We start from the raw sequence: 10107 nt of genomic DNA on the forward strand, positions 1-10107 counted from the left end.
CATCGATGACGCTGCCATACTATTCACGTTCATAGTTCGAGATATACCCCGAGTTAAAGAACCCACCATTATGAATCTTACCGAATTAAAGAATACGCCGGTATCTGAATTGATTACACTCGGCGAAAATATGGGGCTGGAAAATCTGGCCCGTATGCGTAAACAAGACATTATCTTCTCTATCCTTAAGCAGCATGCGAAAAGTGGAGAAGATATCTTCGGTGACGGTGTGCTGGAGATATTGCAGGATGGATTTGGATTCCTCCGTTCAGCAGACAGCTCCTACCTTGCAGGTCCCGATGATATCTACGTTTCTCCCAGCCAAATCCGCCGTTTTAACCTTCGTACTGGTGACACAATTTCAGGTAAAATCCGCCCACCTAAAGAAGGTGAACGCTATTTTGCACTGTTGAAAGTTAACGAAGTTAACTTTGATAAACCAGAAAATGCCCGCAGCAAAATTCTTTTTGAGAACTTAACTCCTTTGCATGCTAATAACCGTCTGCGTATGGAACGGGGTAATGGTTCCACGGAGGATCTGACGGCTCGTGTTCTGGATCTGGCCGCACCGATTGGCCGCGGGCAACGAGGTCTTATTGTTGCTCCACCAAAAGCGGGTAAGACTATGTTGTTGCAAAATATTGCGGCTAACATCGCTCACAATCATCCAGATTGTGTATTGATGGTACTTCTAATTGACGAGCGTCCAGAAGAAGTCACTGAAATGCAACGTTTGGTGAAGGGTGAGGTTATTGCTTCTACTTTTGATGAGCCGGCTTCCCGCCATGTTCAGGTGGCAGAGATGGTCATTGAAAAAGCAAAGCGTCTGGTTGAACATAAAAAAGACGTTATTATCCTGCTTGATTCTATTACTCGTCTGGCACGTGCTTATAACACTGTTGTTCCCGCATCCGGTAAGGTACTGACTGGTGGTGTAGATGCTAACGCATTACATCGTCCAAAACGTTTCTTCGGTGCTGCACGTAATGTCGAAGAGGGGGGAAGCTTGACCATTATTGCTACTGCATTGGTGGATACAGGTTCGAAGATGGATGAAGTGATTTACGAAGAGTTTAAGGGCACTGGCAATATGGAATTGCACCTCTCACGTAAAATTGCTGAAAAGCGTGTTTTCCCTGCTATTGATTACAATCGTTCTGGTACACGTAAAGAGGAGTTACTTACCACATCTGAAGAGCTACAGAAGATGTGGATTCTTCGCAAAATTATTCACCCAATGGGTGAAATTGATGCGATGGAGTTCCTTATCAATAAACTGGCTATGAGTAAAACAAACGACGATTTCTTTGACATGATGAAACGCTCGTAGTTTTTAACTTAAGGTCATGATGATTTTAATCAACGCCACGTTCCGTGGCGTTTTTTGTATCCGCTGTTATAGCTCCATATGGATATGGTATGTATTTTGCATGAAACTTATATGCTGCCATTTTTCAATAAGCGTCGTAGATTATGATGTAAAGGTTATTAATTTTCCTACAGTTAAAGAAAAGTATCCTCACGAAATGGAGAATTTATGGGGTTGGTTCCTTGCCAGAAAAACCATGTGGCTGTGGATAATAAATAACCAGTCTATATTTGTTTTTCACGGAGAGTTTTTATCGTGAATATTCCCAGTATGAGTATTGAGATTTTTTACATTTTTCTGTTTTCGTTTGCGTTTTTGTTTATGGCGCGTATCGCAGGAAAGAAAATTGGCCTCGTTGATAAACCCAATTATCGTAAACATCATCGGGGATTAGTGCCTCTGGTTGGTGGGATAGCTATATTTGCTGGGATCTGTTTTGCCTTTGTTATAACGAATGAGTTTATACCCCATAAATGGTCGTATTTAATTTGTGCCACTGTACTGGTATTTGTTGGTGCATTAGATGATCGTTTTGATGTCAGTGTTAAGGTCCGGGCAACTGTTCAGGCTCTAGTTGGTATTGCAATGATGTATTTTGCTGGCCTGAAATTAAGCAGCCTTGGCTATGCTTTTGGCCCTTGGGATATGAATCTTGGGCCATTTAGTTATGTTGTGACGCTATTTGCTGTTTGGGCTGCTATTAATGCATTTAATATGGTTGATGGGATAGATGGGTTGTTAGGTGGACTATCCTGTGTCTCTTTTGGTGCTTTGGGTATCTTACTCTATCGAAGTGGTAATACGGCACTGGCATTATGGTGTTTTGCATTTATTGCAGCCATTGTTCCTTATATTCTTCTCAATCTTGGTTTCTTAAGCCAACGCTTTAAAGTATTCATGGGTGATGCAGGCAGTACACTGATTGGTTTTACCATTATCTGGTTGCTTATTGAATCTACTCAGGGGAATGAACCTTCTGTGAACCCAGTTACTGCATTGTGGATTATTGCCATTCCCTTAATGGATATGGTTGCCATCATGTACCGTCGCTTGCGTAAAGGAATGAGTCCATTTTCTCCAGATAGACAGCATATTCACCACCTGATTATGCGCTCTGGATTTTCATCACGTCAGGCATTTGTTTTGATCACTGTTGCTGCGGCTTTATTAGCGGCTATTGGAATGATCGGAGAATGGTTGGAATTTATTCCTGAATGGGTAATGTTGGCATTTTTCTTGCTTGCATTTATGTTATATGGCTATTGCATCAAACGTGCATGGCGAGTGGCTCGTTTCATTAAACGGCAAAAACGTCGTATACGCTATTCTGCTAACCATTAAACATCTATCAACAGAGGTTTTGTGCAGTGATAAAATCAGAAATGAAATCTATTCAAGATGAACAGACTCTGGAACATGAACTGGATGTCGTAGCCTTGTGCAGTGCTCTATGGCGTGGAAAAATGTGGATTGTCGTACTGGCAATAATCTTCGCTGCTATAGCTCTGGGGGCATCTTATTTGATGCAACAAAAATGGAGTGCAACAGCAACTACTGATTTGCCTACGACTAATCATTTAGGTAGTTATTACTCTCAGCAGCAATTCTTGCGCAATTTGGATACTCATATTAACGTTTCACAGGAAACTCAGTTACCGTCTATTCCAGAAGAAGCTTATAAAGAATTCATCACTCAGCTTGCGGCATATGATACCCGCCGAGAATTTTGGTTAAAATCTGATTACTACAAGCAACATCAGGAAGGTGATGCCAGAGCAGATGCTGCTTTACTGGATGAGTTAATTAATAATATTCAGTTCATTCCTCATGATGATAAGAAAGTTCTGAATGACAGTATCAAATTGACAGCAGAGTCTTCTGTACAAGCAAATCAACTCTTACGTCAATACATTGCCTTTGCCAACAGTCGCGCCAGTACTCATTTGAATAATGAAGTAAAAGGTGCATGGGCTACCCGTACTCAATCTATGAATGCATTGGTTAAGCGACAAGAAATGGTTGCTAAAGCGGTTTATAACCGTGAAATGAATGTGTTGCAGCAATCCTTGAAAATTGCAGAAAAGCAAGGAATCCGACGTAATCAAACTGATACACCAATTGATCAGTTGCCTGATTCAAAAATGTTTATGTTAGGTGCACCGTTGTTACAGGCTCAGCTTGAAACTCTGGAAGCAACAGGTCCTGATTATGATGTGGACTATGACCAGAATATTGCGATGTTAGCAACATTGAATGTTGGTCCAACATTGCAGGACCAATTCCAGACTTATCGTTATCTGAGAACCCCTGAGGAGCCTGTTACCAGAGACAGTCCACGTAGAATGTTCATTGTTATTATGTGGGGCGCAGTTGGTGCTTTAATTGGTGCTGGAGTGGCACTGGTACGGCGTCCTCGTAAGTAACCAAAAGGTTATAATAAGTTACTGCTTTTGAAAGATATTTTTCACAACACCAGAAGCAGAGATAAATAGTATTAAAGAGTGTTTTTGCAGGGAGATCTGCAAATTACTGACCAATAAGAGAGTCACTGTGAAAGTGTTGACTGTGTTTGGTACCCGGCCGGAAGCCATTAAGATGGCTCCGCTGGTACATGCGCTGGTAGAGGATGAAGCCTTCGAAGCGAAAGTATGTGTTACTGCCCAACACCGGGAAATGTTGGATCAGGTGTTGCATCTTTTTGAGATCGTTCCCGATTTTGATCTCAATATTATGAAATCAGGGCAAGATTTAACGGATATCACGTGCCGTATTCTGGAGGGATTGAAGCCTGTTTTAGCCGAATTTAAGCCTGATGTTGTGTTGGTTCACGGTGATACTACAACAACTATGGCAACCAGTTTGGCTGCGTTCTACCAGCGTGTCCCTGTCGGTCATATTGAAGCTGGACTAAGAACCGGCGATCTCTATTCCCCTTGGCCGGAAGAGGCAAACCGTAAGATTGCTGGACATTTGGCAATGTATCACTTCGCTCCCACGGAAAACTCTCGTAAGAATTTACAGAAAGAATCAATTGCAGATAGTCAGGTTTTTGTCACGGGTAATACCGTGATTGATGCGTTGTTGTGGGTACGCGATCGAATAATGAATGACGAGGCTATGCGAAGTAAGTTGGCGGAGCATTACCCGTTTATTGATACCAATAAAAAAATGATTTTGGTAACAGGTCATCGTCGTGAAAGTTTTGGCAGTGGGTTTGAGCGAATTTGTGAAGCTTTGGCGCAGATAGCCCGCTCTCATCCAGAAGTGCAGGTAGTTTATCCAGTTCATCTGAACCCAAATGTCTGTGAGCCGGTAAAACGCATTTTGCATAATATTGATAATATCATTCTCATAAAACCACAGGATTATTTGCCATTTGTCTATCTGATGAACCATTCCTATATGATTCTGACGGATTCTGGTGGCATTCAGGAAGAAGCGCCTTCTTTGGGAAAACCAGTTTTGGTGATGCGTAATACTACTGAACGGCCAGAAGCAGTTGATGCTGGAACAGTACGTTTGGTAGGAACAGATACAAGAACTATCGTAGAAGAGGTGACTCGATTATTGACAGACGATGCCGCCTATCAGCAAATGAGTCGAGCTCATAATCCTTACGGGGATGGTGATGCCTGTCAACGAATTCTCGACGCTTTGAAAAAAATCAGGTGACATTATGAGTTTTGAAACTATTTCTGTTATCGGTCTTGGGTATATCGGTTTACCCACTGCGGCAGCATTTGCATCCCGTAATAAGAAAGTCATCGGGGTCGATGTTAATCCGCACGCGGTGGAAACGATTAATCGTGGTGAAATTCATATTGTAGAACCAGACCTGGATAAAGTGGTGAAAACGGCTGTGGAAGAAGGCTACCTGAAAGCAGTAACGTCTCCATTACCAGCAGATGCTTTTTTGATAGCTGTTCCTACGCCTTTTAAAGGTGAGCATGAGCCGGATATGAAGTATGTGTGTTCTGCTGCTGAATCAGTGGCGCCAATTCTGAAAAAAGGCGATTTGGTAATTCTAGAATCTACTTCACCGGTGGGTGCAACGGAGCAGATGGCAGAATGGTTGGCTGCGGTGCGTCCTGATTTAACTTTTCCTCAGCAGGTAGGTGAGGAATCTGATATTGATATAGCTTACTGCCCTGAACGCGTGTTACCAGGCCAGGTGATGGTTGAGTTGATTAAGAATGACCGTGTTGTTGGCGGTATGACGCAAAAGTCTTCAGCCAGAGCCAGCGAACTGTATAAAATTTTCCTTGAAGGCGAATGTGTTATCACTAATTCAAGGACAGCAGAAATGTGTAAGCTGACGGAAAACAGCTTTCGAGATGTAAACATTGCATTTGCTAATGAACTTTCCTTGATTTGCGCTGATCAAGGTATCGATGTATGGGAGCTTATCCGTTTGGCAAACCGCCATCCTCGCGTAAATATTCTTCAGCCGGGTCCTGGTGTAGGTGGTCACTGTATTGCTGTTGACCCGTGGTTCATTGTTTCCCAGAACCCTAAACAATCACGTCTTATACATACAGCGCGTTTAGTTAATGATGGCAAGCCCTTATGGGTTATCGATCAAGTAAAAGCTGCTGTTGCGGATTGTTTGGCTGAAAGTGGAAAGCGTGCTGGAGAAGTGAAAATTGCCTGCTTTGGTTTAGCATTTAAACCAAATATTGATGACTTACGTGAAAGTCCAGCGGTGCATATCACCCGTATGATTGCTCAATGGCATGCAGGTGAGACGCTGGCTGTAGAACCTAATGTGCATAAATTACCAACTTCTTTGAAGGAAATAGTTCGATTGGTTAACTTGGAGAAAGCGTTGGAAGAAGCGGATATTCTGTTGATGCTGGTGGATCATAATCAGTTTAAAGCGGTAAATGGTTATGACATTAAACAGAAATGGATTGTGGATACAAAAGGAGTCTGGTGTTGAGACGCATTCTAATTACAGGTGGAGCGGGTTTTATTGGTTCTGCTGTTGTGCGACATGTTATTGATAATACACAAGACAGTGTAGTTGTGGTTGATAGCTTGACTTATGCTGGCAATCTAGAGTCCCTTGCCTCGGTTGCAGATAGCCCTCGTTATGCTTTTGAACAGGTTGATATTTGCCAACGTGAAGCGCTGGATCGGGTGTTTGAGCAGTATCAACCGGATTGTGTGATGCATTTGGCGGCAGAAAGCCATGTGGACCGCTCTATTGATGGCCCTGCGGCATTTGTCGAAACCAACATTGTTGGTACTTATGTTCTGTTAGAAGCAGCTCGTGCTTTCTGGCAAAAATTGAGTGAGGAGAAACAAGTCACTTTCCGTTTTCATCATATTTCAACAGATGAAGTGTATGGTGATTTACATAGTGAGGATGGTTTCTTTACTGAAGAGACGCCTTATGCACCAAGTAGCCCATATTCAGCATCTAAAGCGTCCAGTGATCATCTGGTAAGAGCATGGCATCGAACTTATGGTTTACCGACAATTATTACTAATTGTTCAAATAATTACGGTCCTTATCATTTCCCGGAAAAGTTGATACCGTTAATGATTTTGAACGCATTAGCGGGCAAGTCCCTGCCTGTATACGGAGAGGGGAAACAAATTCGTGATTGGCTGTATGTAGAAGATCATGCCAGAGCGCTCTATCTGGTTGTAACAGAAGCAGAACCAGGTAAAACCTACAATATTGGCGGTCATAATGAGCGAAAAAATATTGATGTGGTTTGTGCAATTTGTGAATTGTTGGAAGAGTTTTGCCCAGAGAAACCAGCAAATATTGCGCATTATCGTGATTTGATTACTCATGTTACAGATCGTCCCGGTCATGACATGCGTTATGCCATTGATGCAGCAAAAATTGAGCATGAGTTGGGCTGGAAACCCCAGGAAACGTTTGAATCAGGTATTCGTAAAACAGTTCAGTGGTATCTGGAAAATGAAAACTGGTGGTGCAGAGTTCAGGATGGTTCTTATGCAGGTGAACGCCTTGGATTAGGTAAAGACTGAGCGACGTTGGAGGTAACATGAAAGGCATTATTCTGGCAGGAGGATCGGGTTCCCGGTTACATCCGATAACACTAGGTGTTTCCAAGCAATTACTGCCGATTTATGATAAGCCGATGATTTATTATCCTTTGTCAGTATTGATGCTGGCAGGGATACGCGATGTTTTGATTATCTCTACACCAGGAGATTTACCTTCTTTCCACCGATTGCTCGGCAATGGTGACAAATTTGGTATTCGTTTAAGTTATGAAGAACAACCATCCCCGGATGGTTTAGCTCAGGCATTTTTAATTGGTGAAGATTTCATCAATGGCGGGTCCTGTTGCTTGGTATTAGGAGACAATGTCTACTTTGGGCAAGCATTTAGTCCGAAACTGAAGAATGTGGTTTCCCGAAGAAAAGGAGCGACTATTTTTGGTTATCAGGTAATGGACCCTGAGCGATTTGGTGTGGTGGAATTTGATGATGAATTTCATGTTCTTTCCATTGAAGAAAAACCAGAAAACCCCAAATCTAATTGGGCGGTAACAGGTCTCTATTTCTATGATAATCAGGTTGTGGATTTTGCCAGGCAGGTGAAGCCTTCTACGCGGGGTGAATTAGAAATTACCAGTATAAACCAGATGTATCTGGAACGTGGTGAACTGAATGTTGAACTGTTAGGGCGTGGTTTCGCTTGGCTGGATACCGGCACTCACGATAGTCTGATTGAGGCCAGCACTTTTGTACAGACTGTTGAGAAGCGTCAAGGTTTTAAAATCGCTTGCCTTGAAGAAATTGCCTGGCGTAATGGTTGGTTGGGTGATGAGCAATTAACAGCAACAGCAAAATCTTTGTCAAAAACTGGTTACGGCCAATATCTGTTGGATCTGCTTCATGTTCGTTCACGCCAATATTGAGTCATTAGAGTGGGATAGTCATTATTTTGGATTTTCCACTGCTCGTCTTGATTTTACACCTGATTCTAAGTTGTTAACTGTACCTCAGTTAGAGCAGTATTCTTTAGTGCAGGCTAAAGTGCCTGTACAGCGGCCAGACATTATCGATGGATTATCGGCATTGGGTTTTTCGTTGGTAGAAGGGGAAATAGACCTCTCCTTAATGGTTGGCACAAAAGATGCTTATACTACGAGGAATGATAATTCTGAGAGTGAGATGATATCAGCAACACAGCAAGATATTCCAATGTTGAAAGAAGTGGCTTCTAAAGTATTTTCTTTAAGCCGTTTTCGTACTCCTTGGTATCAGCCGCAGGATAGTGGTCGTTTCTACTCTACCTGGATTGAGAAAGCTGTGTTGGGTACATTTGATCATCAATGTTTACTGGTAAATGGGGATAACGGGCAACCTGCGGGATTTGTTACTTTGAGGGAGCTAGGAGAAGGTCAGGCTCGTATGGGGTTGCTGGCAGTATTTCCAGAAAAAACGGGTTGTGGGATTGGTTCAAAGTTAATGGCGGCGGCACAACAGTGGTGCCAAGGCCATCAAATACGGCAATTAAGAATTGCGACACAAACCAGCAACATTGCTGCTTTGCGTCTTTATACACGCAATGGTGCATTCGTTGAAAGCATCGCTTATTGGTTATACCGGGGACAAAATGATTCCATTTAATAGACCACCAGTAGTCGGCACTGAATTAGATTACATGAAGCAGGCAATAGAGAGCGGTAAGCTTTGTGGGGACGGCGGCTTTACCAAACGCTGTGAAGAGTGGATGGAACAACATTTCAAGTGCCCGAAAGTTCTATTGACGCCATCCTGTACAGCTTCGCTAGAAATGGCGGCCATTTTGTTAAATATCCAGCCCGGTGATGAAGTTATCATGCCGAGTTTCACTTTCGTTTCTACTTCTAATGCGTTTGTACTGCGTGGAGCGACGATTGTTTTTGTGGATATCCGTCCAGATACCATGAATATTGATGAAACTAAGATCGAAGCTGCAATTACAGATAGAACACGTGTAATTGTTCCTGTTCATTACGCGGGTGTAGCTTGTGAAATGGATACAATCATGGCTCTGGCAGAGAAATATAATCTGTTTGTAGTGGAAGATGCAGCACAGGGCGTAATGTCTGCTTATAAGGGCCGCGCATTGGGAACTATCGGGCATATCGGTTGCTACAGTTTTCATGAAACTAAAAACTACTCTTCTGGTGGCGAAGGTGGCGCTGCACTTATCAATGACGAATCATTGATCTCCCGTTCGGAAATCATCCGTGAAAAAGGGACTAACCGTAGCCAGTTTTTCCGTGGTCAGGTCGATAAATATACTTGGCGTGATATCGGTTCTAGTTATCTTATGTCAGATCTTCAGGCTGCTTATTTGTGGGCACAACTGGAAGAAGCTGAGAAAATCAATGAACGTCGTCTTGCCTTATGGAATGCCTATTATCAGGCATTAAAACCGTTAGCTGATGCTGGTCGCCTGACATTGCCTGTAATACCGGGAGGATTGGCGCATAATGCTCATATGTTTTATATCAAACTGCAAGATGTTGAAGAACGCTCTGCATTCAATAGTTATATGAAGGACGCTGGTGTACTAACGGTATTCCATTATGTTTCTCTGCACACTAGTCCGGGCGGTGAAAAATTTGGCCGTTTCCACGGGGAAGACCATTTTACTACCAGTGAAAGTGATCGCTTGGTACGTTTGCCAATGTTTTACAACATAACAGAGGCTGAGCAACAAACTGTTATCAAACATATTAAGAAATTCTTCGCCTGAT

At 42.7% G+C, this 10107-nt stretch carries 9 protein-coding genes; all 9 read left to right on the plus strand.

Annotation, left to right across the window (positions count from 1 at the left end; translation table 11 throughout):
- Positions 1 to 70 precede the first annotated feature (70 nt).
- Positions 71 to 1330 (plus strand): transcription termination factor Rho, encoded by a 1260-nt coding sequence (gene rho / locus BO26_RS08575; RefSeq protein ID WP_015836218.1) that lies wholly within the window; start codon positions 71 to 73, stop codon positions 1328 to 1330.
- Between the two features lie 294 nt (positions 1331 to 1624).
- Positions 1625 to 2710: a UDP-N-acetylglucosamine--undecaprenyl-phosphate N-acetylglucosaminephosphotransferase gene (gene wecA / locus BO26_RS08585; protein WP_036770845.1), complete on the plus strand. Its 1086-nt coding sequence runs from the start codon at positions 1625 to 1627 to the stop codon at positions 2708 to 2710.
- Positions 2711 to 2751: 41 nt separating this feature from the next.
- Positions 2752 to 3792 carry an ECA polysaccharide chain length modulation protein gene (gene wzzE / locus BO26_RS08590; protein WP_201771256.1) on the plus strand — a complete coding sequence of 347 codons (1041 nt, stop codon included), beginning with the start codon at positions 2752 to 2754 and terminating at the stop codon, positions 3790 to 3792.
- A 127-nt stretch (positions 3793 to 3919) separates the two neighbouring features.
- Complete coding sequence (gene wecB, locus BO26_RS08595; RefSeq protein WP_036770848.1) at positions 3920 to 5041, plus strand: non-hydrolyzing UDP-N-acetylglucosamine 2-epimerase; 1122 nt, start codon at positions 3920 to 3922, stop codon at positions 5039 to 5041.
- Between the two features lie 4 nt (positions 5042 to 5045).
- Entirely contained in the window at positions 5046 to 6308 is a 1263-nt protein-coding gene (wecC, locus tag BO26_RS08600) for a UDP-N-acetyl-D-mannosamine dehydrogenase (protein ID WP_036770849.1), read from the plus strand.
- Positions 6305 to 7375 carry a dTDP-glucose 4,6-dehydratase gene (gene rffG, locus BO26_RS08605; RefSeq protein ID WP_036770881.1) on the plus strand — a complete coding sequence of 357 codons (1071 nt, stop codon included), beginning with the start codon at positions 6305 to 6307 and terminating at the stop codon, positions 7373 to 7375. Before wecC ends, rffG begins: the two co-directional genes overlap by 4 nt.
- 17 nt (positions 7376 to 7392) lie before the next feature.
- The gene (gene rfbA, locus BO26_RS08610; protein WP_036770850.1) at positions 7393 to 8274 is read left to right on the plus strand and encodes a glucose-1-phosphate thymidylyltransferase RfbA; all 882 of its coding nucleotides are present in this window, start codon (positions 7393 to 7395) and stop codon (positions 8272 to 8274) included.
- Positions 8252 to 8989 carry a dTDP-4-amino-4,6-dideoxy-D-galactose acyltransferase gene (gene rffC, locus BO26_RS08615; RefSeq protein WP_036770851.1) on the plus strand — a complete coding sequence of 246 codons (738 nt, stop codon included), beginning with the start codon at positions 8252 to 8254 and terminating at the stop codon, positions 8987 to 8989. The genes rfbA and rffC overlap by 23 nt, the downstream gene beginning before the upstream one ends.
- Positions 8976 to 10106 (plus strand): dTDP-4-amino-4,6-dideoxygalactose transaminase, encoded by a 1131-nt coding sequence (gene rffA, locus BO26_RS08620; RefSeq protein WP_036770852.1) that lies wholly within the window; start codon positions 8976 to 8978, stop codon positions 10104 to 10106. Before rffC ends, rffA begins: the two co-directional genes overlap by 14 nt.
- Position 10107 lies beyond the last annotated feature (1 nt).

The sequence above is a fragment of the Photorhabdus australis DSM 17609 genome, assembly GCF_000711895.1.
Taxonomy (GTDB): Bacteria; Pseudomonadota; Gammaproteobacteria; order Enterobacterales; family Enterobacteriaceae; genus Photorhabdus; species Photorhabdus australis.

Bases quoted from the DNA above. Each gene is read 5' to 3' on its own strand.
- rffA (WP_036770852.1), top strand. From the start codon at position 8,976: ATGATTCCATTTAATAGACCACCAGTAGTCGGCACTGAATTAGATTAC.
- rfbA (WP_036770850.1), top strand. From the start codon at position 7,393: ATGAAAGGCATTATTCTGGCAGGAGGATCGGGTTCCCGGTTACATCCG.
- rffC (WP_036770851.1), top strand. From the start codon at position 8,252: ATGTTCGTTCACGCCAATATTGAGTCATTAGAGTGGGATAGTCATTAT.
- wzzE (WP_201771256.1), top strand. From the start codon at position 2,752: ATGAAATCTATTCAAGATGAACAGACTCTGGAACATGAACTGGATGTC.
- wecC (WP_036770849.1), top strand. From the start codon at position 5,046: ATGAGTTTTGAAACTATTTCTGTTATCGGTCTTGGGTATATCGGTTTA.
- rho (WP_015836218.1), top strand. From the start codon at position 71: ATGAATCTTACCGAATTAAAGAATACGCCGGTATCTGAATTGATTACA.